16 protein-coding genes are annotated in these 24,395 nt (G+C 42.4%); 4 read left to right on the top strand and 12 right to left on the bottom strand.

What is annotated here, in order from left to right; all coding sequences use genetic code 11:
- Nucleotides 1-43 precede the first annotated feature (43 nt).
- From AC1RM2_RS31350 to AC1RM2_RS31335, 4 genes are all read right to left on the bottom strand, one after another.
- A complete protein-coding gene (locus AC1RM2_RS31350; RefSeq protein WP_492989064.1) occupies nt 44-2,203 on the bottom strand; it encodes an LA_2272 family surface repeat-containing protein in 2,160 nt (719 codons plus the stop codon).
- A 14-nt stretch (nt 2,204-2,217) separates the two neighbouring features.
- Complete coding sequence (locus AC1RM2_RS31345; protein WP_492989063.1) at nt 2,218-3,192, bottom strand: FecR domain-containing protein; 975 nt, start codon at nt 3,190-3,192, stop codon at nt 2,218-2,220.
- Entirely contained in the window at nt 3,189-3,770 is a 582-nt protein-coding gene (locus AC1RM2_RS31340; protein ID WP_492989062.1) for an RNA polymerase sigma-70 factor, read from the bottom strand. Before AC1RM2_RS31340 ends, AC1RM2_RS31345 begins: the two co-directional genes overlap by 4 nt.
- Before the next feature lie 138 nt (nt 3,771-3,908).
- On the bottom strand, nt 3,909-4,673 hold the full coding sequence (locus tag AC1RM2_RS31335) for a DUF4262 domain-containing protein (protein ID WP_492989061.1): 765 nt from the start codon (nt 4,671-4,673) through the stop codon (nt 3,909-3,911).
- 201 nt (nt 4,674-4,874) lie between these two features.
- Between AC1RM2_RS31335 and AC1RM2_RS31330 the strand changes: the two genes are divergently transcribed.
- Both AC1RM2_RS31330 and AC1RM2_RS31325 read left to right on the top strand, forming a co-directional pair.
- Nucleotides 4,875-5,582, top strand: coding sequence for an RNA ligase family protein (locus AC1RM2_RS31330; protein WP_492989060.1), 708 nt, complete (start codon nt 4,875-4,877; stop codon nt 5,580-5,582).
- The gene (locus AC1RM2_RS31325; protein WP_492989059.1) at nt 5,554-6,681 is read left to right on the top strand and encodes an AAA family ATPase; all 1,128 of its coding nucleotides are present in this window, start codon (nt 5,554-5,556) and stop codon (nt 6,679-6,681) included. Before AC1RM2_RS31330 ends, AC1RM2_RS31325 begins: the two co-directional genes overlap by 29 nt.
- Here AC1RM2_RS31325 and AC1RM2_RS31320 read toward each other — a convergent pair.
- The 4 genes from AC1RM2_RS31320 to AC1RM2_RS31305 form a co-directional block, all read right to left on the bottom strand.
- Nucleotides 6,678-7,478 carry a hypothetical protein gene (locus tag AC1RM2_RS31320; RefSeq protein WP_492989058.1) on the bottom strand — a complete coding sequence of 267 codons (801 nt, stop codon included), beginning with the start codon at nt 7,476-7,478 and terminating at the stop codon, nt 6,678-6,680. The genes AC1RM2_RS31325 and AC1RM2_RS31320 overlap by 4 nt on opposite strands.
- Nucleotides 7,479-7,500: 22 nt before the next feature.
- The gene (locus AC1RM2_RS31315; protein ID WP_492989057.1) at nt 7,501-7,962 is read right to left on the bottom strand and encodes a DUF1569 domain-containing protein; all 462 of its coding nucleotides are present in this window, start codon (nt 7,960-7,962) and stop codon (nt 7,501-7,503) included.
- Between the two features lie 102 nt (nt 7,963-8,064).
- Complete coding sequence (locus AC1RM2_RS31310; RefSeq protein ID WP_492989056.1) at nt 8,065-9,276, bottom strand: alkaline phosphatase family protein; 1,212 nt, start codon at nt 9,274-9,276, stop codon at nt 8,065-8,067.
- A gap of 112 nt (nt 9,277-9,388) precedes the next feature.
- A complete protein-coding gene (locus tag AC1RM2_RS31305; RefSeq protein WP_492989055.1) occupies nt 9,389-13,462 on the bottom strand; it encodes a hybrid sensor histidine kinase/response regulator in 4,074 nt (1,357 codons plus the stop codon).
- A gap of 724 nt (nt 13,463-14,186) precedes the next feature.
- On the opposite strand from AC1RM2_RS31305, the gene AC1RM2_RS31300 reads away from it, so the two are divergent.
- Both AC1RM2_RS31300 and AC1RM2_RS31295 read left to right on the top strand, forming a co-directional pair.
- A complete protein-coding gene (locus AC1RM2_RS31300) occupies nt 14,187-14,603 on the top strand; it encodes a response regulator (RefSeq protein WP_492989054.1) in 417 nt (138 codons plus the stop codon).
- Nucleotides 14,604-14,701: 98 nt separating this feature from the next.
- A complete protein-coding gene (locus tag AC1RM2_RS31295; protein WP_492989053.1) occupies nt 14,702-15,268 on the top strand; it encodes a Crp/Fnr family transcriptional regulator in 567 nt (188 codons plus the stop codon).
- On the opposite strand, the gene AC1RM2_RS31290 is transcribed toward AC1RM2_RS31295, so the two are convergent.
- The 4 genes from AC1RM2_RS31290 to murA form a co-directional block, all read right to left on the bottom strand.
- Nucleotides 15,261-19,484, bottom strand: coding sequence for a hybrid sensor histidine kinase/response regulator (locus tag AC1RM2_RS31290; RefSeq protein WP_492989052.1), 4,224 nt, complete (start codon nt 19,482-19,484; stop codon nt 15,261-15,263). The genes AC1RM2_RS31295 and AC1RM2_RS31290 overlap by 8 nt on opposite strands.
- Before the next feature lie 235 nt (nt 19,485-19,719).
- Nucleotides 19,720-20,940, bottom strand: a complete 1,221-nt coding sequence (locus tag AC1RM2_RS31285) for a family 8 glycosyl hydrolase (protein ID WP_492989051.1) — start codon at nt 20,938-20,940, stop codon at nt 19,720-19,722.
- 70 nt (nt 20,941-21,010) lie between these two features.
- Nucleotides 21,011-22,576, bottom strand: coding sequence for an ArnT family glycosyltransferase (locus AC1RM2_RS31280; RefSeq protein ID WP_492989050.1), 1,566 nt, complete (start codon nt 22,574-22,576; stop codon nt 21,011-21,013).
- 165 nt (nt 22,577-22,741) lie between these two features.
- Complete coding sequence (gene murA, locus AC1RM2_RS31275; RefSeq protein WP_090649199.1) at nt 22,742-24,049, bottom strand: UDP-N-acetylglucosamine 1-carboxyvinyltransferase; 1,308 nt, start codon at nt 24,047-24,049, stop codon at nt 22,742-22,744.
- Nucleotides 24,050-24,395 lie beyond the last annotated feature (346 nt).

The raw sequence follows: 24,395 nt of genomic DNA, 5'->3' as shown, positions 1-24,395 counted from the left end.
TGTGACAACAATGGGCAGGTTTACCCCTATGATAGTACTAACTTTATTTGCTTAGCTTAATGCGATAGCCCAGGCGCAAGGCAAATTGTTTAAAAATATAGCCGTAATCATCAAACTTAACCCCGGTTTCCAGGCCGTTTTTAAAACTAAAACCGGCAGAAACACCATACATTGAACTTCGGTAGGGGCCATCAACCCAATTACGGCCGGGTATAAAAATATTGGGGTCATGATAGGTTTCAAATAAGCCAAAAGCTTCGCCCAACTCGCAGCCTATATAAAATGGGCCACCGGTTTTTAAGCGTACCCCAACTTTTGCCGGTATAAATTGCCGCGGCGATGAACTACCTGGTAATTTAACCTGGTGGGTAGCATCAACTGTTTCGTAATAATAATCGTTATGGACCGTAAAATAGGTATACCCGGCAGATAGTGTACCGGTAAGGTGATTGCCCAGATCGCGCATTGCTATCAGTTCGGTACCGTGAACAAAGCCTCCGTAAGGATAATCCCAGCCTACACCGGTTGTTGCCGCTGCCCCCAAATACCAGGCATTGGAATCGTCAAATACTTTTTTGGCGGGTTTAAAAACCGAATTAAATGCCAGCCCGGCTTCCCAGCCCAGCCAGCTCCGTACCTGGTGGCCATACACGTTGCCTGGATAGGAGGGCGCTTGTGCCGGATTTTTATATCCCGGTATTGAAAATGAATTACTATAATTATAGCTGTTAAAAACCGGACCGGCCATGATGCTGATGTGTTTGGATAGCTGCACATTTAACAGCAGTTTAGCCTGTATCAGCCTATCGTCCCAGCTGCCTGCGTTGGCAATAAGATAATGGGTTTCGGCAGCTACAAATACGTTATTGCTTAACATAAAATCGTGCCCGATACCCAGGCCAAAAGCATAAAGCTTATTGCCTGGTGATATATTTGCTCCTAATGAGAATTTGCTGTAAAAGCTATGCGTGCCGGTTGTTAATGACGCATTGGTGTTCATCAGGTCGCTTGTTGATAAGCCTATTTTATAAAAGCCGTTGCCTATAATGTTAACCAGGCCGATGCTTGCCCCTTGCGAGGTATCGGCAGTGTTAACCAGCCCAATTTGCAGTCCCTTTAGTTTACGGGCGCTATTGTTAAATAGCGAGAACTGTACACCCGCAACATCGCTTTCGGCTTTATTAACAAAAAACGCCAGCTGCGCGCCTTTTACCGTGTCCAAAGCCTGGTTATTGATGCCGGCAAACTGTAAACCGGTTACCGTGCCGCCTACCAGGTTAAACACCCCTGCCAATTGCAGGTACCGCGAGTTCATTTTATTGATATTGAATAAACCGGCTACTTCAATACCGTTTACACCTGCCGTATAACCGCCAATAAGGTTTATCGAAAAATTATTAACTACCTGCGAACTAAACATGCCATGCGAGCTTAAGCCGGGTGTAAGGGATACCTGGAAGGGCCGGGTAGCAAAAAAATCAGGGATGTTTAAGCTTTGGATGCGCTGCCTTGCCGAGATTAAAAAGCGCCCCATACCAGTTTTTTCAACCTGCCGGCGTTTGCCGGCTTTGTCGTAGTTTTCTTTTAGCGCCCGAGTGCTTATGGATACGCTTTGCAAAAAATTAATGGAGGTGTCTCTATAATCAAGTTTACTGGCTGTAAGACTGATTTGCTGTGGGTTATCGGCCCTGAACTTGAGCCGGAAATAACCATGTTCATCTGTGAGTGCCGAAATCAGCAGTTGCTTTAGGTAAACCGATGCATTCATTAGCCGTTCGCCGGTGTGTTCGTTAACAACTAAGCCACTGATGCTATAAGAGTTATAATCATTGGTTATATCGATATTAGCGAGTGCAAGTCGGGGTACAGGTTTGGTTAAAATGATATAATCATTGTATTCGGCTACCTGGTATTTATCCTTAAAAAGTAAGCCAAGTATCACCGCGATTTTTTGATCGGTCGCGTTAATGGTAACCAGGCTATCCTGCGGCAATAATTTAGCGTCATATGAAAAATAGCAATTCCCTTTTTTTTCTATTTGCTTTAATACCTCGCCCAGGGGCGCCTGGTTAAAACTGACAGATACCTGCCGGTTAAGCAGGCTTTGGGCGTGTGCATTATTAAAAAGGAAGGGCAGTATTAGTAGCGCCGAAATAATTATCAGTTTGCGGGTATTTATAGTTTGCAGGCGGGTAATGATCATTAAAAAACAAAAGTTTATTTAAGTACGATCTGATTTTGTTTTTTCTCAACCTCAATTTTTAAGGTTAAGCTTATCAAATTCAGTACTTCATTCAGCGAAAGATTGGTTTTTAAAACAGCAACTATTCTTTTGTCGTTTAAATCTTTACGGCCTATTACAATGTGGCTGTCATAAGCTTCGTTTAACACTTTAACCAGTTTAGATAGCGGCACATTGTTGGCTACAAACTCCCTGCTATAGTAATAATTATACAGATTATCATTGTTGCTTTGTTTTAGTAAAATAGCGCTGCCTTTTTGTACCGATACCATTTCGCCTGGTTTAAGTGACACCGTTTTGCCATTCAGGCTCACCTGCACTATCCCGGTTTCAACAATCACTTCAATATTGCCATTTTTAAAATTCACATTAAATGATGTACCCACCACCCTGATCGTGGCTTTACCGGCTGTAATAATAAAAGGTTTGGCTTTATCGGGCGCTACTTTAAAAAATGCCTCGCCTTTAATTAACTCAACATCGCGTTGCTTGCCGCTAAACTTTTTGGGGTGGCTCAGTAACGCATATTTATTTAAGGTGATGATGGAGCCATCGGGCAAGGTATCGGTTTTAACCGCCGTGCGCGTTTCAAATTGCATCTGCGGGTTTGCAAACCGGTTAAAATATAACCATGCGCATCCTGCAAAAAACAGTATAGCGGCGGCCATTTTAAGCCAGCGGTAGTCGGCCCGCATGTTTACCACTTTTTGTCGTTTTTTTTGTTCTGCCGCCCTTTGTTTTACTTTTTCCAAGGATGCCTGCGCATCTATACCTGTATCTGCCCTAAAGTTTTTGCTGCTATCCCATATCAGCCTGAATTGCTCAAGCCGGCGCTCGTTGGCGGTATCGGCGGCGCGCCATTCCGTTACCAGCCGGGCCTGTTCGGTGGTTACCTCATCCAGCAGGTAGCTTATCAGTAATTCGTCATTCACTTGTATCGGTGTTTTCATGACAGTATTTTAATTAATATCCATATCATCAGCGGCAGGTAATCTGCCAGTTGTAACCTTAACCGTTTTAGCGCTTTGCCCATCTGGTTATCTACTGTTTTTATGCTGATGCCCAGCTGCGATGCTATTTGGGCATATTTCAAGTCTTCAAACCTGCTCAACTGAAAAATAGTGCGGCATTGCTCAGGTAAATCATTAATCGCCCTTTTTAGCTGCTGCTCAAACTCACGGAACTGCAGCTGGTTCAGCGGGCTTTCGGTATGTTTATCCATCTCATAATAAGTGTGCGACTGGTATTTTTGCTGTACCTTGTGGTGCTTAAAATAATTCATACACTCGTTATATACCGAACGGTACAAATAAGCTTTAAGCGAAGTATGGATAGCGATTGGCTCCTGCCGTTCCAGTATCTTTAAAAATACATCCTGGATCATTTCATCGGCTAATGCCGTGTCATCAAGCATGGTGAACGCGTAGTGGTGCAGCGCGGCATAATGCTCCAGGTAAATACGGTCAAAGTCTTCTCCATCTGCATTTAAATGCAGATTATAAGGTATATGCGTTTGTTCTGTATCCAACTGATAGGGTTAAAAGTACTACTTTAAACAATAATCTGTTTTGCAGACAACAAGATGAGTGTTTACCCCTATGGCGGATAAAAAAAAATGTATGATTAATGAAAGGAAAGTACCCGTCGATTATTTTTCTACAGCTTGTCAGTTCTCATGTTGTTCATCTTCACTTTCGGCATACTGCCAATCCTCATCAACGCTGCTTCTCCATGCGCTCCAACCATATTGCAGGTGATATATTTCGTTAATACTGGGATCAAGTTTGGTAATCTCTTCAAGGCAAACCAGCAGTGAATCAGTTATATCAGGGTGATCGCTGGTATGAAACTGCCAGTCGCCGTCTTCGTTATGATAAACATACAATATGGGCTCTCCTTCAAATGCCTGTTTTGTGGTATATACGCCCAGGTTTTTTTCCTCATAAAATTTAAAACCAGTATCCCTGTCTAAAAGTGGCTGTTTGAATCTCCACGCCGGATTGAAAGCTTCATCCCACGGGAATAACTGCTGTTTATCGGGCCAAACTAATTGCAAAACGGGGTAATCATGGCTATAGCCGTAAAACCAACTTGCATAGCCGAGGTAATTAGGATAAAAGGCCTTATCAACTTTAATAAACTGAACCTGGTAACCCTGTAAATAGCCGGGATATAATATGTTAGGAACGATGGTACCGCCATCTTTTGCTATATCCCGAACATGATTTAAAATACTGGCCATAACGTTGGTATTCAACCCGAAACACATAATTTCAGGATGCCCGTAGTTTTTAAATAAACCAATAGTGTAAACAAAACCAGGTAGGTAGTTATCCGGCTCTATCAGCGCCAAATGGCATCCATATTTTTCAACATCGTTAATGATGACTGCTTTGGCTTCGGCATCGTGTTGGCTATGATCTTCATCCATGATAAAAGAATTTGGCAGAAATATACAAAGTTTTTGCCTGCCCTTAATTCAAAATATCTTTCTACATTTGCCGCAGATAAAATCATTCTGTCAACACTTTGAGCCATGTAATCTCATTAGCATAAAAAATGTTTAATGATCTTCCCCAATATCCACGGGGAGGAAACAGGTTTACTATTTCCATTTCTTAAATTTTACAACATGGCTATTTCACAAAAATATGGTCGTACGTATCATTACCCGTTTTCGCCCGGTACTACCAGCGACGACAGGATACAACACGACTACTGGGCGCATCTGCAGCAGATTCCCCAGTTGATACATACCGAAAAACTGGATGGCGAAAATAATTGCCTATCGAAACATGGTGTTTTTGCCCGTTCGCACGCAGCGCCAACGGTTTCGCCCTGGACAGAGAGCATTCGCCGCTTTTGGCAACTGGTTAAAAATGACCTGGGCGACCTGGAGATTTTTTTGGAGAACCTTTACGCCGTACACTCCATCGAATACCATAACCTGGACAGCCATTTTTATGTATTCGGCATCCGCGAGCATGACCGCTGGTTAAGCTGGGACGAAACCCGGTTTTATGCCGCAATGATAGGTTTGCCAACCGTGCCCGAGCTTGCCGTTATAGCAACACCGGCAAGCCAGCAGGTTTTTGAAAAAGATGTACTGGCTTTAACCGCGGGAAGGGGTGCGCTGGATCCGCACGATATTATTACCGGCGAGCCAACAACCATCGAGGGTATTGTTACCCGTAACGGCAACGGTTATTCGGTTGATGATTTTGCCCATAATGTATTTAAATACGTACGCAAAGGGCACGTAAAAACTGACGAACACTGGACGCGCAGCTGGAAACGCGCCCGCTTAAAAAATGAAGGAGGGACCTATGTGGGCCATTAATGAACATAAAGACTGGGATAGCCTGGCAACCCGTTTTGAATGGGTAAGCAGGATGGAAGGGGTGCAGCAAGACCCCATTTACCATGCGGAAGGTAACGTAGCTATCCATACCCAAATGGTGCTGGCGGCTTTGGTGGGGCAACCGGCTTACCGGCAACTGCCGGCACAGGAGCAGGAGATACTATGGGCCGCCGCACTGCTGCACGATGTTGAAAAATACAGTACCACGGTGGTTGAGCCAGATGGGCGCATTACATCAAACGGCCATGCGCGTAAAGGCGCCATGACGGCCAGGCAAATTTTGTACAGGGATGTGCCTGCCCCGTTTGCCATTAGGGAGCAGGTGGTGGGTTTGGTGCGCTACCATGGCCTGCCGCTTTGGGTATTTGAAAAACCTGATCCGGCAAAAGCACTGATTATGGCGAGCATGGAAGTTAATACCCAATGGCTGACTTTGCTGGCCCGTGCCGACGTTTTAGGGCGTGCCTGTGCCGACCAGGAGGAAATGCTTTTTAAAGTAGACTGTTTTGAAGCCTTTTGCCGCGAGCAGAGCTGCTGGGGAACTGCACGCAATTTTGTCAATGACGATGCCATGATGTACTACCTGCAGCATGACGATGCCTACGCAGATTATGTGCCCTTTGAGCGGGCCGCCTTTGAAGTAATACTGATGAGTGGCTTGCCGGGTGCCGGTAAAAACACGTTTATCCAAAAGCATTATCCGGATATGCCGGTGGTGTGTTTAGATGATATCAGGACCGCGCGGGGAATTTCGCCAACGGATAAGTCGGGTAATGGCCAGGTAGTACAGGAGGCTAAGGAGCTGGCCAGGGTTTACCTGCGTAAGCAAACCGGTTTTATATGGAACGCCACCAACACTACCCGCCAGATGCGGCAGCAACTGGTTGATTTGTTTACCACCTATAAAGCCAGGGTAAAGATAGTTTATGTAGAGGTGCCCTATACCCACCTGCACCGCCAAAACAAAAGCCGCGAGGCCGCCGTGCCAGATGCCGTACTGAACAGATTGATTGATAAGCTGGAAGTACCCGCGCTTTGGGAAGCCCACCAGGTTGAATATAATCTCGTCCCTTTTTAATAAAGGGGCGGGGTTTGAGGGGATAGATGATCGGGTAGCTGATCAAATGGTATTATTTTTTCGGCTGTAAGCTTTTTTAAAAGTTTATCGGCATACTTGTGCGCGTAGCTTTCTTTCTGCTTTTTCGGAATTTTGTGATACAGGTCATCGCGTTTGCTCCATACTTCGTAATCTTCTTCATCCTTTCCGGGGCGCTCAACTATTTCTAAATAGTGTACATAATGTCCAAATTCATGTGGCAGGGTACGGTATAATTGGGTGTTTCTGACATTAACTATATCTAACATAACTGTGTAGTTTGTTTTACCTTCTAAAAACAGGTGGCCATCAGCTTTCAGGCGATCAAGCTCCTGCCTATCATCTGGGATTAAACTCTTACTCCAGGTGATTTTTTTTCCGCAATTAGCAGCTTCAATTATGATAGCAGGATGATAGTCGCCCTCAAACTCATACGAGTAAATTAGCCTGCCCCATACCGGCGAAATTATTTCCTCTTTTCTTTTGGGCTGCCTGAATATGATCAGCTTTAATTTCCCATAATCAAAAACAGGAATATGCTCAATGATTTTTTCTATGTCGATTATAGAACAAGCGTGTCTGCAGGGTTCTCTTGTTGCCTCAACCACAAAAATAAATTCGTGCCCATTTATTAACCTGGTCACTTTGGTATAGGTATCCAGCCGTTCAAAAAAACTTTTTGATACTGAGCATGGATAGGGGATTTTTAATTTATTGTTGCTACCGTGCCCTTGTTTTTTGGTACCTATATTTCTGTTTCTTCGGATAGGGTTAAACATTGGTGCTTCATCAGTTTTTTATTTAACTCCCAAACTGGGTTAAGTGATGGTTTACATGTTTATAAAACATATTATTCCATTCCTCAACCTTTAGCGGCCCAAATGAATGTGACATTTTTCCGTCGAACTCCTTTTCGCCAAGTTGCTGTGTTTTTTGGATGTAGCCAATCAGCCTTGCTTTTTCGGTCTCAAAATCCCTTTCGGTAGTGATGATGAAGGCCGGGGCGGTAGGGCCGTTATGCTTGTAGGGTATTTCGCTTACTACTTTGTTTTTTACCAGTAGCTTTAGGATCAGCTTCATAAAACCATTTGGTTTTGGGTGTTTTTCCTGCTCGTAAACCATTTCGTACGACACACAGCAATGTGCAAGCATTTGCGATACTTTCATTTTACCCCATTGCGGAGTGGTGGTTGGCGTAAGGGTATTAATCCTTTGGATAATACCATCAGCAACAGGCTGCGAAAAAATATTGGGTAAGGCCATAATGGTTGTTTTATGTTGATTTATTGAATTTTAAGCTACGACGATGCTGTAACTCAATATGGGACAAAAGTTAAAACTTTTTTTTATTATCCTATAATTTGATTACCAGTACTTTTTATCCATCAACCAGGCAGCCAGGTCTTTATTATAGTTAAAGAATGATGAGGGCGGGAGCTTCTTAGCATTGAGGATAATAAGTGGTACGTTGATCTCATAAACCGATCCATGGCTGCGGTATGTTGCCGGCAAATCCTCAGTAGCATGGTTTTCCAGGTCGCCAAAAACGGTAGTGGAATCACCTAAAACTATAAGGTCGCCAATACGATTAGGGGGCAGATGAAATTTTTGGGCAGCTTCGGTACGGGTTAGTACCTGTTGTATTCCTTTTAATTGATTTAGCGTCGTTTTTACCGTTTGTAAATCGTTAGCATTGTTTAGGTAAACGTATGATGCCCCGCCAAAGCCACGATGATGTTTAAAGTACTTATCCTTTTCGGGGCTTAGCGCTAATTTTATGCCGACGTGCTGTTCAAGCAGCGCTTTTTGAATATCGATACATCGACTTTTATGGTTTACATCATGATCGGCCGTGATCAGGATGGTGGCATCCGGTGCGGCCTCATTAATCTGGCGGATATAGTTATCTATATTTTGCAGGTGTTTGATAGAATTGCTGTCCGTTGGTGCCCAGGTGTGCATGGGATAATCGGTGGTGTGAATGTAAATGCAGCCAATATCCTTGCGTTTTTTTAACAGGTAGATGGCCGCTTTCATCGACCAGTAATTTACCCCGGCGCTATAAATACTGTCGGGTTTGCCAATTTTATTTATCCATGAAGTATCGGCAGTTTCGGGCGATACCACGATATCGGCACCCTCGGAAAGCAGGGTGGTGCTTTTCTTTTTGCTTGATATCAGTGCCGATTTAACGTTGTATTTTTTAAGTTTTTGAAAAATAGTAAGGGCAAGTACCAGGTGTTTATCTTCCATAAATTCCTCCTGGCCTTTGTCGTTCAAAAAAAAGTTGCCGCTTATGCCGTTAACATCCGGAAAAGTGCTGGTGCATATCGATGTGTTGTTGGCGTTGGTAACCGTAGGCATCAAGGCGTTTACCGGTTTAAAAAAGCCTTTTTGAATCATGCTTTTTAAATAAGGCATGGGGGCGTTGTTGAAATAACTCATCCCAAAGCCATCAAACATAATAATAATCACCCGCTTGCCACCATTGAATTTTACGTTTTGGGTTTGCGCGCTGGCATACAGGCATGTTAGTATAAATGCAATAACTATCAATGGGCGCTGTATAAATTTCATGGCTATTTTTGCCCGAAATTATTAAGGAATATTTAGTTGGATTGATTAGGGGAGTTATTTAACAGAAAGGTAATGTTAGGGTAATGATAAAACTGATTTTGTTTAGTCACACTCATACATTCACCTGTTTTCCATATTTCTCCAGCATACCAATAATCTCGGTAAGCTTCATGGGCTTGCTCAGGTAATCGTCCATGCCGGCTTGCAGGCAGGCTTCCTTGTCTTCTACCATTGCATTGGCTGTCATGGCGATAATTATTGGCTGAATGGCTACGTTTTTCCTGATGTAACGGGTTGCTTCCAGTCCGTCCATTTCGGGCATCTGGATATCCATCAGGATAACATCATACTGCTTTGCTGCCACTGCATCAATGGCTTCCCGGCCGTTTATAGCAATATCGGGCTGATAACCCATTTTATTGAGTATCTGCCTGGCTACCTTTTGGTTTATCAAATTGTCTTCGGCTATTAAAATAGTCAAAGGATATTTGATAGCCAGGTCTTTTGATAGCGCGTCTTTTACAGTTTTTTGATCGGTTGTTACAGTTTTATCACTCTTTAACTGATCTATAATGTGTTTAAGCAATATATTGTGCTTGGCCGGTTTGGTTAATATTACGTTAAACTGGTCAAATTCGCGTTTGGTTTGCCTATCAACAGAACTTAGTAAAATCAGGGGCAGGGTAGGATGCGTAGCTTTTATTTTATATGCCAGTTGGGCGCCGTCCATCTGCGGCATATACATATCGGTAATTACCAGGTCAATATGGTTGCCGGCAGTTAAAATGGCTAAAGCCTCGTCGCCGGATTTGGCTATCAAGGGAACAAATTTCCAGTGCTTTAACTGGGTCTCCATTATATTGCGATTGGTGGCATTATCATCAACTACCAGCACCTGTTTGTTTTCGAGGCCTGCTGTATCCAGGTTAAAATTGCTGGAATTGGTTTTTATGCCAACCCTGGTTTTTATGTTGAAACTAAATGTGGTGCCATGTGCAACCTGGCTACTTACTTTAATTTGGCCGCCCATCAAATGAATCAGTTTTTCGCTGATGACCAAGCCGAGGCCCGTACCGCCATATTTGCGTGTTGTGCTTGAATCTACCTGTGAAAAGGCCTTAAAAAGGCGGGATAATTTATCTTCGGGTATCCCGATACCCGTGTCGCGCACGGTGAATGACAAGGTAAAATCGTTATCATTTCCCGAAAGTCTGTCTACATCAATGAATATTTCGCCTTCGGTGGTAAACTTAATCGCGTTGCCTACCAGGTTTATCAGTACCTGCCTCAGGCGCATCGAATCGGCGATGATATGCTCTGGTACACCAGGCTCTATCTGGTAAATAAGGTCGATGTTTAATTTTGATGCTTTATCAGCAAAAAGATCGAGGACACTTTCTACACAATCCCTGATGTTAAAGTCATGCTCTTCCAGTTCCATGTTGCCCGATTCAATCTTGGAAAAATCGAGGATATCGTTAATCACTGTCAACAGGGCATCGCCCGAGTGTTTAATCGTTTCTGTGTATTCGGCCTGTTCGGCGGTAAGGTCGGTATTAGCCAATAAGGTAGCCATTCCTATCACACCATTCATTGGTGTGCGAATTTCGTGGCTCATGGTGGCTAAAAATATGCTTTTGGCTTTATTGGCATTTTCAGCCTCCTCGCGTGCTTTTTCGGCCGCTTCGCGGGATTGCCTTTCTTCAATAGTAAGCTGTGTGATGCTTTCTGTGCGTTCTTTTACCTGTATTTCAAGCTGTTCTTTTTGTTGCCTTACAGCGCGCATCCGGTATTTGAAAAAGCCATAAATTAAGCCGGCAAAAGCTAAAACACCAAGGGTATCAAACCACCACGTAAGCCAGAATGGTGGAATAATAGTTATCTGAAGCGGAGTTGTTACCGGCGACCACAATCCTTGGCTATTGCGGTATTTTAACCGCACATGGTAAGTGCCCGGCGCAAGGTTGGTATATAATGCTGTGTTATGGCTACCAATATAATTCCATTCCTTATCAAAACCGTCTAAATAGTAAGCATACTGCTTTCTGTCAGTTGATGCGTAGTCAAGAGCCGCAAATTCAAAGGAGAACACCGATTGTTTATACGATAATGTGAGGTTGCGGGTATCGGTAATATCATTTTTTAACGGCGACGGGTCCAGGGCGTTCACCGCGATGGTAAGTGGTTTATTAAATAATAGAAAAGATGTGATAACCAGGGGCGCAAAGCCGGCTTTTTTCAGCACTTTATCAGGCGAAAAACAGTTAAAGCCATTAATACCACCAAAATAAATAGTTTTATCAGTTGTTTTTAAGGCAGAATGAGGCTTGTATTCGTCGCCTTGCAGGCCATCTTCTGTGGTGTAGTTATAAAAGGTTTTGTTTTCAGGATCAAATTTGGATAACCCACCGTTGCTGCTTATCCAGAGTTTGCCGGCATCATCGGCCCTTATGGCATAAATGATATCGCTGGGTAGGCCGTCTTTTTTTGTAAATGTAGTAAAGTGTTTGCTTGATGGATCAAAAAGGTTGAAGCCCGATAGTGTAGCCAGCCAAAGCCGGTCTCTGCTGTCTTCAAAAATATCGGTTACGCCATTGTTACTTATGCTGTTTGTTTTTTCGTCATGAACAAAGCGTGTGAAAGTGTTTGTCTTGCTGTTGAAAAGGTTTAACCCTCCGTCCGACGTGCCTATCCAAATGTTGCCTTTTTTGTCTTCAAATATTACATAAGGCCTTGGGCTGCTAATACCTTTTGAGTTGTTTACGTCAAAATGATAATGGGTAAATACTTTGGTGTCGTGATCATAGCAGTCTAATCCATCGTTAAAGGTAGCCAGCCATGTCTTCCGGTTACGGGCATGTAAAATGTAATAAATATTGTTGCCGCCAATCCCTTGTAGTTTGCTGGCATCGTGCTTGTAATTGGTAAAAATATTTGTTTTAGGATCAAATACGCTTAGCCCATCGCCCCAGGTACCTATCCAAAGTTTGCCATTAGCATCGGGCTTTACTGTCAGTACATAATTACCGGTTATGCTGTTTTTTCCATCGGGCGTTTGTTTATAGTTCTTAAACGTTTTAGTTACCGGATCAAACTTGTTTAAGCCACCGCCATCAGTGCCAATCCAAATTTTATGGTCTTTATCCTCAGCCAGGTCAAGTACGTAGTTATTGGAAAGGCTTTCGGGGTGACTGTTATGCCGGTATAAGGTAAAACTCGATGCCGTTTTTTTTGACAGGTTGATGCCTCCACCAAAAGCACCAACCCACATATTGCCACTCCGGTCGCGACAAATGCCATACACCGAATTACCATTGATACTGTTGTTATCTACTTCATCGTGCTCATAAACGGTAAATTTACCGGTTTGATTGTTTAATATACAAAGGCCGCCGTTTTCGGTGCCTATCCATAAGTTGCCATCTACATCATTGTTTAAAGCATAAATAGTGTTGGATGAAATGCTGCCTGCCCCGTTTTTGTCGTGCTCAAAACGCTTAAAAGTTTTGTTGGTGCTATCAAACAAAAAAAGACCATCTCCCTGGCTTCCAATCCATAACCGATTAAATTTATCTTCAAATATGCAAGGAATAATTTTACCCTGCACCGTTTTTGTTGTAGGATCATAATAAGGAAAATGGCTGAAATTGTTTGTTTTAGGATTATAAAGGTTTAAACCACCGCCACCTGTTCCTATCCAAAGGCGTTGCCCCAGATCTTTGTAAACCGTGCGCACATTATTGTCGCTTAAACTGCCGGCATCTTTATCATTGTGCTGAAAGTGGTGAAAAGTATTGCTTTTTAAGTTGTACCTGTCGAGCCCGCTGTTTTGGGTGGAAATCCAAAGGTTACCGTTTTCAAAAAGCAAACGGTTGATAATGTTATCAGCGATGCTTTTGGGGTTGCTATTGTCATGCAGATGCCTAATGAAATGGCCGGTTGAACGCTGGTACATATTTAGGCCGCCTTGTGTTGCCAGCCACATATTGCCGTTATTGTCTTCGGCAATATCAGTTACCGTGTTGTTGCTTAGTGAGGTACTGTCCTTATCATCGTATCTGTAAGTGGTAAAACGATAACCATCATATTTGTTAAGGCCGTTTCGGGTAGCTATCCACATAAAGCCCCGGCTATCCTGAAAAATGCAGTTAACATTTATTTGGGATAATCCTTCGGCTGTGCCCACGTGCAAAAATTTAAGACTTTGGTTTTGGGCATAGCCGTTAAACGGTATTATAATGCAACTTATTAGTAAAGTGCGGACAATATGTTTAAACTTATGGCATTGCCTGTACATAAACGGATATTAATGTGCTGTGTTGAATTACGAAAGCTACCCCGGGGCAACGGGTTTATAAATAAAATTTGTATACGTTGGTGTTAATAATTGGTTGCCCCAAAGGTTAAAATCTTCGCAAATTTGAACGGTATTTTAGAAATGCAACTTGGGAAAGTATTGACAATATGCCAATTCAAAGCCCTTGATTAACAAACACTTTAACCTGAAGCTAACTGACGATAAATATAAGGCGTATTGATAAATTGAACATATATTTTTTTGAATTTAATGAAGCCTGTAGCGGGCGACTGTTTTTAATAAAAACAATAAGTATTTTTAATATTAAACATTATATTTAAAGTATATCATTAGCCTTATCATGATTCCCGGTTTTATATCAAAAGGCGGCAGAAAGTGGCTTAAATTACTTAGAAGCTATCAAATTGCAGATGTCATAGCAGCTGATTGACTTTTAAACTATCCGTTAACTTTTAGTAAGTTACCTTATTTTACATTATTGATAACTTATATGAAACCTTAAGGCGCAAAAAATAAATATACCTGGTAGCGGGAATTGAGTCTGCGAATAAAAAAAACGTCAAACAATTTTGTTTTAATTTGTTGTAATTGAATGGATTATAATCAAAACACCAATGTGCTGATCATTGATGACGATGCGGTTAATAATTTTATTGCCGAAACCTTGATAAAAAAGGCTGCTAAAGACGCAGAAATCACTGTTTGTTTAAATGGCCATGAGGCCATAAAAAAGTTGTTAAGCATCAAAGAAAATACGGGCAAGATACCTGAATTTATATTTTTAGATATCATGATGCCGGTTATGGACGGCTGGCAATTTCTTGACGAATACCACCGTTTAAATATAGGTGATGGAAGCAATAGTGAAATTATCATGGTTTCTTCATCTCTTTTCAGGAAAGATATAGACCGGGCTAAGCGGCACGCTATTGTAAAAGAGTATGTTAATAAGCCACTTAATATGGAATTGATAAAGAGAATATTAAGAGTAGATCATCAGGTTAATTGATGATGATTTGCTGCATCAATTTTCCCCGGTAATAATTTATCAGGCAACAGTTAATTCTATGGCAGAATTGCTGAACTTTGATTAATTTTATTTTGAATATGAGCACCGGGCTGAAAAACTTTATCAGTAACTATGTAAGGCTGGATGATATTGAATTGGATGATATTGTTGGTCGGTTTAAAAAAAGGCAGGTAAATAAAAACGAGTTTTTGTTAAAGGAAGGTGATACCTGCAGTGATCTTGTTTTTGTTCAGGAGGGATGTTTACGATTGTTCTACCTTACAGGCGATGTGGAGATATCGGTATGGTTTGCCTTTAAAAACTCATCGGCTATTGATATTTATAGCTTTATCAGTGAAAAGGCCTCGGTGTACTTTTTACAGGCAATTGAAGATAGCGAGGTGATGTACCTGCCTAAGGCCGAGTTGTTAAAACTATACCAAACGCATCCTAAAACGCAGGAAATGATGCGTAACTTTTGGGAAGATGCGGTGCTTAATCTTATTGACAGGTTTACAGCATTGCAAAGAGATTCGGCAGAAGAACGTTACCTTCAGTTGCTGTCAAAGCCACCATATATTCAAAAAATCCCACAAAAATACCTGGCTTCTTTTATAGGCGTCACGCCAACATCGCTAAGCCGTATTCGCAAAAATATCAAGTAATTTTAGCGTAAGCATCTTTTAAAGCAGCCAATAAAAGTTCAATGTTAATGGGTTTGGATAGATAACCGTCCATCCCGGCAGTAAAGCAATTGTCCTTATCCTCGCTAAGCGCGTTGGCGGTAAGGGCAATTATAATAGGTTTGGCGCCATATTTCTTTCGGATAAGCCTTGTAGCTTCAAGCCCATCAATATTAGGCATCTGGATATCCATTAATATAATTTCGTAGGGATTTTGCTCCATCATTTGCAATACTTCTTTGCCATCATTTGCCAAATCAGGCTGGTAGCCCAATTTGTTCAAAACGCGGATGATGAGTTTTTGGTTCATTAGGTTGTCTTCGGCAACAAGCATCTTAAAAGGGTAGTCTGATGCGAATTTTTCTGATAACAAACTTGTTTTCTTTTCGGCGCCTGCCACCGTTTCGTTTTTTAATACTGTTTCAACAATATTGTAAAAGTGCTGTTGTTTAACCGGCTTTGTAAGTATTGATGTAAACAGGTGAGGGTGAGTTTTTTTGCTGTCGTTGCCAATAGAACTTAATAATATTACGGGACATGAAACTGGCAGGGCTTTTATCCGGGTACTCAGGGTGATACCATCCATGTCAGGCATTTGCATATCGGTTATAATCAGGTCGATATGTTTTATGTTTGATAACACCGATAAAGCCTCCTGTCCTGATGATACTGCTATAACTTCAGTTTTCCATTTTTCAAGCAGTGTTTTTAATATCCCTAAATTGGTTTCATTGTCATCAACAACCAGCACTTTTTTTCCCTCCGCTGCTTTGCCATCTGGCAGTGGCATCACCTGGTGCTGTTGCTTACCTTTTGTACAGTTAATGCTGAAAGTAAAAGTACTACCAAGTCCTCTTTTACTTTGTACAGTGATCTGGCCCCCCATTAATTTAGCCAAACGTTCGCTAATAACCAGGCCAAGCCCGCTGCCACCATATTTACGCGTTACAGTTGAGTCTATCTGGTTAAATGCTTTAAATAAATTGCCAAGCTGGTCTTCGGATATTCCTATACCGGTGTCCCTTATCGCGAAGGTTAACTTTAGGGTATCGTCATTTGTTGTTTGTGAGGTTACATATACAAATACATCGCCTTTGTGGGTGAATTTTATGGCGTTGCCCACCAGGTTTATTAAAATTTGCCGTAAGCGCAATCCATCCGCGAAAATGTCGGGCGGTACCTGATCTTCAATTTGATAAATCAGGTCGATGCCGGTCTGGGTAGTTTTTGAAGCAAACAGGTCAAATACATCTTCAATACATTTTCTAAGGTTAAAGTTATGCGGATCGAGCTCCAAGTTACCCGATTCAATTTTTGAGAAATCAAGAATATCATTAATAACGGTTAACAGCGATTCGCCGCTATTTAATATAGCTTCCGTATACTCCCGTTGTTCGGTATCCAGCTTTGTATCTGTAAGTAACGATGCCATGCCCAGCACACCATTCATTGGTGTGCGGATTTCATGGCTCATGGTGGCCAGAAATGTGCTTTTGGCCATGTTGGCCTTCTCTGCCTCTTCGCGGGCTTTTTGTTCCTTCTCGCGTTGCTCAATTAATTCTTCTGATTGCGACTGCAATTCCTCCGATTGCGTCAGGTACTGTTGGGCCTGTATCTGTAGTTCTCGGTTTAAGATTTTTAAATCGCTGGTTTGCTTGCTTATTTGCGTGGTACGTTCATCAACTAATTTTTCCAGTTCGCGTTTTTGTGCATTTAAAAATTTAATCCGCAACTTGTAAATTACATATACGCCCGCCAAAATAAGTATCGCCGCCAGTGTACGGAACCACCATGTTTTCCAGAATGGAGGTACAATTATTACCTTAACAGATGTTGCATTGTTGTTCCATACGCCATCGTTATTTGATGCTTTAACTAAAAAAGTGTACGTTCCAGGGTCAAGATTGGTGTAAGTAACCGCATGCTTGTTTCCTATATATCGCCATTCGGAGTCAAAGCCCTCCAGCTTGTAAGCGTACTTATTTTCCTGTGGAATTGTATAATCAAGCGCCGCGAATTCAAAAGTGAATACTGATTGAAAATACCTGAGCCTGATTTGGCCGGCGGAGAAACTATTTTGCTTTAAAGCAGGATTTAAAATTGGTAAAGGAGCCGGCTTATTAAATAAATTAAAGCCCGTTATCCTTACAACCGGAACGTTATTGTTAAAACTTAACTTCGAAGGATCAATTACATTAAAACCATTTATACTGCCAACAGCAATTCGCCCATCAGCGAGCCTGGTACCGCTTGACAAGCCAAACTCCAGACTTTTGATGCCGTTATGTTCGCCAAAATCCCTGAAAGTTTTATTCACCGGATCAAACCGTGTAATACCCTTTAATGTAGTAACCCATATCAAACCTTTGTCATCGGCCGTTATGTAATTTATTGTGTTATTTATCAGTTCGTTATCTTCGGTGTATGCAGTTATTTTCTTCGTTTTAAAATCGTAGCAATTTAAACCACCCTCCATTGTGCCTATCCACATGTGCCCGGTATCTTCATAAAAACAACTTATTACATTGCTGGTAAGCTTGCTGTTTTCAATATTCAGCCTTGAAAACTTGCCCGTGGCAGGGTCATATATGCTTATCCCGTTTGAATAACCACCTACCCAAATACGGCCGTCGTGGCTTTCGTATAATGCCTGTATCGAGTTGTCGGCAATCGAATTTGGATCTTTTGGGTCATTAATCCATTTTTTTATTGTTTTGGTTTTTGGATCATAAGTATTTACGCCTCCCTGGTATGTGCCCATCCAAATGTTGCCCCTTCTGTCTTCAAGCAGGGCATAAACAGCGGTGCTGTTTATATCGGTTGGCTTGCTCCCCATTGTAAAGTGGGCAAATACTTTCGATTTAAGATCGTACCGGTCTGCACCATTGCTGTAAGTACCCACCCATACCGCATCATGCGCTTTAGTCATTAAAATACACGAGGTATAATTACTTATCAGGCTGTTTTTTGCCGAACTGTCATGGGAGTAGGTAATTCCGGTGCCTGTTGCCAGGTTGAAATAAACCAAACCCGCATCCGTAGCTAAATAAAGCTGCCCTTTATTATCCGGCGCTAAACCCCGGATAATATTTTTTGCTGATGGCGTATTGGTTGGTGAGGATTTAAACGAAGGGAAAATATTAAGGTTTTTGTCGTACTTTAAAACGCCCTCGCTTGAAGTGCCTATCCAAAGCGCATGTTGCTGATCGGCAAAAAGAGAATAGATACCATCATTGGGCATGTTTTCATTTTCGGGAGAAGGTTGATTTATAGGTATAAATACTTTTCTATCCACGTTTAGCAGCTGTAATGTAGTGTTGGTGCCAACCCAAAGTTTTCCCGCTTTATCGGCCGATAAACTATAAATGGGGTTATTGCCGGTGGCGCTGTAACGATCTGCCTCGTTAGCATAGTGGGTAAATGTCAGGCTGCTTCTGTTAACTAAGTTCAAGCCGTTGTTTGTTCCTATCCAAACGTTGTGGTGCTCATCTTCGGCAATGGCATTTATGGAATTGTCGCTGATGCTTTCGCTGTTTTTGGGATCGTGCGTAAACCGTTTAAAGTCACCCGTTTTTTCGTTGTATAAATTCAGGCCATTATCTGTACCTACCCATAACTGGTGGTAACCATCCTCGCAAATGGAATACACAGACGCGCTGCTAAGGCTGTTGGTATCTCTGGTGTTATGAATAAAGCGTTTAAAGCTGTTTTTGCCATTTGCAAGCAGATTTAAACCGCTATCGGTACCTATCCAAAGGTTGTTCTTAGCATCATTAAAAAGACTGATGATATTATTATTGCTTAATGCCGACAGTTTTTTAGGGTCGGCTTTAAAATTTACGAATTCATCTTTTTCTCTATCGTATTTACTAAGCCCACCCATACGGGTGCCAACCCAGATATTACCTTTTTTATCTTCGCAAATAGTTAAAATATTGTTGGCTTGTAAACTTTTGCTGTTTTTTGACTGATGTTTATACACCGTAAACTGGTACCCATCAAACTTGTTAAGGCCATCCTGGGTACCAAACCACATAAAGCCATAACTGTCTTTTAGTATGCTTGATATCGAATTTTGTGAGATACTGTTTGAGCTGTTAACCCGGCTCATTTTTAAACCGATGTCCTGTGAAAAAACCTTGCTGTTTAGCAAGGGCAGCAAGAACAGGAGAAATGTTAACAGGGGTTTATTGAACATTATACAGGGATATTCAGCACGTGGTTTATACGCTAATTTTCATTCAAATGTTTAATGGCTTAAATTAAGGTAAAATTTTTATAATTGAGGCAGGCAGTATACTTGAAACATCATTTTAGTGTTAACCATGAATAAGTATTAAATATTTTATTATCAGTTGCTTGTATTGTTTTGTGCCTGAAATGTGTTAAGCTATGTTAACCCAATTTAGCTGCGTTTGCCCTGAGGCAAATAGCTAAACCTTCCAATAATTACCGCTGAGTATAATCATGTTTAACATTTTAATGCTATTGTCGTAATAATCGTAATCTTTTAGTTTAAAGTGCAGCAGGTAATCCCAGGTGTTGTTTAGCCATTGCTGGTTTTTGTTATTTGTCATCGCAGCAACGGCAAATGGAGCAATGAAGCTTAAAGCTTCGAAATGACGGGTGGGCAAGTCATTTCCGGCCAGGGTGTAGCCGGCAGATATATTATCAGGATTATCGCTGCTTGTCGACCTGATCCAGCGGTTGATTTTGATTGTTATCATTTTAGCTCTTTCATCGCCATTTAACAAATAGTCGGCGGCTATGCGCCAGGGTACCCGGCAGGCATTATAGTTATAATAGCCATCATATTTCGATTCCAGGTACATAGGCTTTGCCGGATGTGGCTTTTTGTTTACCTGTTGGATAAAATCGGGCACCAGGCCGGCATCCGGGCTGTATTTTTGCTGTATGCGGGCGAAAAGGCGATAGGTGTTATCGGTTACTTTGTCCCAACGCGTATCGCCGGTAGCCGCCCTAAAAGCTTTAAAATGCGATGGCATAAAATCTGATGTGCGGGTGTCAAAATAATCCTTACTATCGGCTTCAACATCATTGCCGAGCAGAATGGTAAACTGCCGCTGGTTAATTTCATACTTCATGATATCGGCTATCAGCAATTTGGCTGCCTTTAAATAGTTAATATTGCCCTGGCTACCCCATTGCTTATTGGCTAATAATAAGGAATAGGCAATGTCCATATCGCCGTCGGTTGCCGAGGAGCGGTCGGTACTATTGCCTTTTTTATCCTGTGCCCAGGCCATCAGGTATTGCCCCTTCCGCGCAGGATGCAATTGATAATATCTGAACAATGCATCATAAACTTTTTTTGCAGATTGATCGGCCCCGGCCATTAGGGCAACTATGATCATGCCATAGCCCTGTCCTTCGGATACACATTGTTTATTGCCCGGCCTTTCAAACCAGATGTAGCTTTGGCTTTTATCAGCCGCCTGTTTTACGTAGCGGTTTTTCCATTGCCAATAAAAGTTAAGTGTGCCGTTGTCAAGGCCTTTTTGGCTCAGGTGATTGGGCAGGATGGTACCTTTTGTATAACTTGTATGCTGTGGGAAGGGCTTTGATGTAGTTTGCGCCCTTAAACCATTGCAGGTAAGTAATATCAGCAGTAATGTATTTCCCGTTTTTAGCATAGCCTGTAGTAAAGATACCTATCAATGTTGGGTGTGCCGGGACCAGGTAAAAAACCTTTCGCCTAAGTGGCTATTCCATTCTCTTCCGGATCAACTCCTTACGGTACCTTTCCTTCAGCGGGAACTTGATATCTGTAAGCAGGTAAATACCAGTGCCTTTTTCGCGGGCAAGGTAGTATTCCACTTCGCCTATTTTTTTGTAGGAGCCTATCATGTTACCAGCCACAAATTGGCGAATGTTTTCGCCATCGTTGTCATCTACGTAAATCATGTATTTACAGTTAAGCGTATCCGGCGCCCAAAGGGTAAAACTGCTGTTAAGGGATACTACATCCGGGTAGTTGTATTGTTTACGGTAGTGGTGCAATGCGCCGGCCTCGCCATAGTTATCAGCATATACAATGGTTTGTTTTTGTTGTTCAGGCGTAAGGCTGTTGTATGCAACGCCAACTTTTTGGGCCATTTCGTCCCAGCCAAGCATATCAGCATAATCCTGTGTGGTAGCATGTAACTTTTGATCTTCCCAGGTCATGGCAAACCTAAACGGAGGCAGGTTTTTGCCGGTAAACCTAAAAAACGCCAGTGTTTGCTGCAACGGTAAAATGGGCAGCACCAAAGGCAGCAACAGCATATTTGGAATGGTAAAGCAGGCAATAGTTAAAGTACGCAAAGCATAGCCGCTTGTTTTTAACCACCGTTCAAACCCAAAACCACCCGCGGCAAACAGCATTGGGTAGGCACCGAACAGGTAGTAGTTTTTACCATCCATTTCCAGTAGAAAAATGAATATCAGTACGTAAGCAATGGCCAAAAACTGGAAATTGCGCAGCTTGAACGAAAAGATTAAAAACACAAACCCGGTGAACCAGACAAACAAAGCAATGCCGTGAACCGTGAGTTGCTGTTTAATGAAGTCGCCGGTAGTAATATAGTCAAGTTGTTCCTCGCGCAGGGCTTTCATGTGGGTAACCACCGGGAAATGGTGCGTTACCTGCCATATAAAATTGGGCAGAAATATGAGCATGGCCAAAGCCATAGCGCCTAATATATGCCGGTTAAATAATAGTTTACGCTGTTTGCTGATGAGCACTCCTATGATAAGGGCCACGGTAAAAAACAACATGGTATACTTGGTAAGCATACCAAAACCAACAGCCATACCCAGCCAGTATAAATACCTTACATCGGTTGTGTTGAGGTATTTAATAAACAGCCAAACCGTTAAAACCCACCAGAATTGATCAAATACTACCGGCTGAAAAAGGTAATCGCTTGCAGCAAATGCCGGCGAAAATATCAGGGTGAGGCAGGCCAGGGTAATGGCAAACCTGCGGCCCCCAAATTCAACTACAATACGGCCTGTAAACCAGATAATGAGCCCTGCAAATACGGTGGGGAAAATGCGTGCGGCAAAAACCGAATTGCCAAATAAGGTGATGGTTAGCTTGGCCAGCAGCGCGATAAATGGCGGTACTTCCTTATAACCCCAATCCAAATGATCGGCCAGTACAAGGTGCAGAAACTCGTCGCGGTGAAAGCCGAAATGCCCAATGGCAAACAGATTTAAAACGACCTTTATAAATACAAAAATCAATATGAAATAAACGTACGTCGACTTCCGGTTTCTGTAGGGCATGTTTTAGGTAGCTTAAGGCTGAATGCAGCAAGCTGAAAGCCTGATGCTGGAGGGTAAAGATAATTCTTTACCGGTAAAAAGCAAAAGGGGGCAAGGGGAGGTAAAAGGCGAAAGGTGGGAAACTCTTTGCAGCTGCCTTTAACCTTTCGCCTTTTACTTTTTACCTCATATCCGGGTTATATCGGCTCCTAAAGCCTTTAAACGGGTATCAATGTGCTGATAACCACGCTCAATTTGCTCGATGTTGTAAATGGTTGATTTACCTTGTGCTGATAATGCCGCTATCAGCAGCGATACTCCCGCGCGGATATCAGGCGAGGTCATGCTGATGCCGCGTAACTGAACCTGCTTATCCAGGCCAATAACCGTGGCACGGTGCGGATCGCAAAGGATAATCTGGGCGCCCATATCCAATAGTTTATCTACAAAGAACAAACGGCTCTCGAACATCTTCTGGTGGATTAAAACAGATCCTTTGGCCTGTATTGCCACTACTAATACAATGCTCAGCAGATCGGGGGTAAAGCCGGGCCATGGAGCATCGGCAATGGTCATGATAGAGCCATCGATGAAGGTTTCAATTTCATAATGATCCTGTGCAGGAATGTAAATATCGTCGCCACGCAACTCTAACTTGATACCCAGGCGTTTAAATACATCCGGGATCATGCCTAACTCTTTGTAGTGTACATCCTTGATCGTAATCTCAGATCCCGTCATTGCAGCCAGGCCGATAAATGAGCCAATCTCGATCATATCCGGCAGCAAGCGGTGCTCGGTACCGCCTAATTTGGTAACACCCTCGATAGTAAGCAGGTTTGAGCCTATACCGCTGATTTTTGCACCCATGCGGTTAAGCATTTTGCAAAGCTGCTGCAGGTAGGGTTCGCAGGCAGCGTTGTAAATGGTGGTGGTACCTTTGGCAAGCACGGCAGTCATCACAATGTTGGCGGTGCCGGTTACAGATGCCTCATCCAGCAGGATATAGGTACCTTGCAGGTTGGATGCATCTACATTAAAAAAGCCATCCTCGGGGTTGTAATCAAAGCGGGCACCCAGTTTCTCGAAGCCCAGAAAGTGCGTATCCAGCCTCCTGCGGCCTATTTTATCGCCGCCGGGTTTGGGGATGGATGCCTTGCCGAAACGCGCCAGCAGCGGCCCCACAATCATAATAGAGCCCCTTAAGCCGCCCCCCTTGGTTTTAAAAGCCTCCGACTGGAAAAAATCCTGGTCGATATCTTTGGCTATAAAGGTATAAGTTGATTCGTCAGTTTTTTCGGTGATAACACCCATATCGCCCAGTAGCTCAATGAGTTTGTTAACATCCTTAATGTCGGGTATGTTGCTGATGGTAACTTTCTCTTCGGTAAGCAGCACTGCCGAAATTACCTGCAGGGCTTCGTTTTTGGCCCCTTGAGGGGTAATTTCACCTTTTAGCGGTTTTCCGCCGTTTATCACAAATGCGTTAGTCATGGGTGTTTATAATTGATAGGTCAAATGCTTCAAATGTTGTGAACACCCGAAAGTGTTAAATGTGTTTTTATATCCGGCAAAGATTATAATTTTTCCTGATTGTTTGTTCATTAGTTCACTGGTTCATTAGTTCATTGGTCTTGTGTAGCGGATTTGGGGCTTTGTTGGTGCGAAACTTTTTAAATAGGCCTTTTTACTTCTAAAAACACCATAAATGCTCAAAAAACAACCAATAATACACCATTAATGAGCCCAAAATTTGCACAAATAGTACAAAAAAATGCAACTTTTTTAAGTTTAAAAAGTTATCGAAACAAACAACCCCGTTCTTTATTTCAAAGAACAG

Source organism: Mucilaginibacter sp. GW822-FHT03E02, assembly GCF_058801545.1.
The sequence above is the reverse complement of the archived record's forward strand: the minus strand, read 5'-3'. Positions and strand labels throughout refer to the sequence as shown.

Excerpts from the sequence above, each read along its gene's own strand:
- AC1RM2_RS31350 (WP_492989064.1), bottom strand. The coding sequence starts at position 2,203 with ATGATCATTACCCGCCTGCAAACTATAAATACCCGCAAACTGATAATT.
- AC1RM2_RS31345 (WP_492989063.1), bottom strand. The coding sequence starts at position 3,192 with ATGAAAACACCGATACAAGTGAATGACGAATTACTGATAAGCTACCTG.
- AC1RM2_RS31335 (WP_492989061.1), bottom strand. The coding sequence starts at position 4,673 with ATGGATGAAGATCATAGCCAACACGATGCCGAAGCCAAAGCAGTCATC.
- AC1RM2_RS31330 (WP_492989060.1), top strand. The coding sequence starts at position 4,875 with ATGGCTATTTCACAAAAATATGGTCGTACGTATCATTACCCGTTTTCG.
- AC1RM2_RS31325 (WP_492989059.1), top strand. The coding sequence starts at position 5,554 with ATGAAGGAGGGACCTATGTGGGCCATTAATGAACATAAAGACTGGGAT.
- AC1RM2_RS31320 (WP_492989058.1), bottom strand. The coding sequence starts at position 7,478 with ATGTTTAACCCTATCCGAAGAAACAGAAATATAGGTACCAAAAAACAA.
- AC1RM2_RS31315 (WP_492989057.1), bottom strand. The coding sequence starts at position 7,962 with ATGGCCTTACCCAATATTTTTTCGCAGCCTGTTGCTGATGGTATTATC.
- AC1RM2_RS31310 (WP_492989056.1), bottom strand. The coding sequence starts at position 9,276 with ATGAAATTTATACAGCGCCCATTGATAGTTATTGCATTTATACTAACA.
- AC1RM2_RS31300 (WP_492989054.1), top strand. The coding sequence starts at position 14,187 with ATGGATTATAATCAAAACACCAATGTGCTGATCATTGATGACGATGCG.
- AC1RM2_RS31295 (WP_492989053.1), top strand. The coding sequence starts at position 14,702 with ATGAGCACCGGGCTGAAAAACTTTATCAGTAACTATGTAAGGCTGGAT.
- AC1RM2_RS31290 (WP_492989052.1), bottom strand. The coding sequence starts at position 19,484 with ATGTTCAATAAACCCCTGTTAACATTTCTCCTGTTCTTGCTGCCCTTG.
- AC1RM2_RS31285 (WP_492989051.1), bottom strand. The coding sequence starts at position 20,940 with ATGCTAAAAACGGGAAATACATTACTGCTGATATTACTTACCTGCAAT.
- AC1RM2_RS31280 (WP_492989050.1), bottom strand. The coding sequence starts at position 22,576 with ATGCCCTACAGAAACCGGAAGTCGACGTACGTTTATTTCATATTGATT.
- murA (WP_090649199.1), bottom strand. The coding sequence starts at position 24,049 with ATGACTAACGCATTTGTGATAAACGGCGGAAAACCGCTAAAAGGTGAA.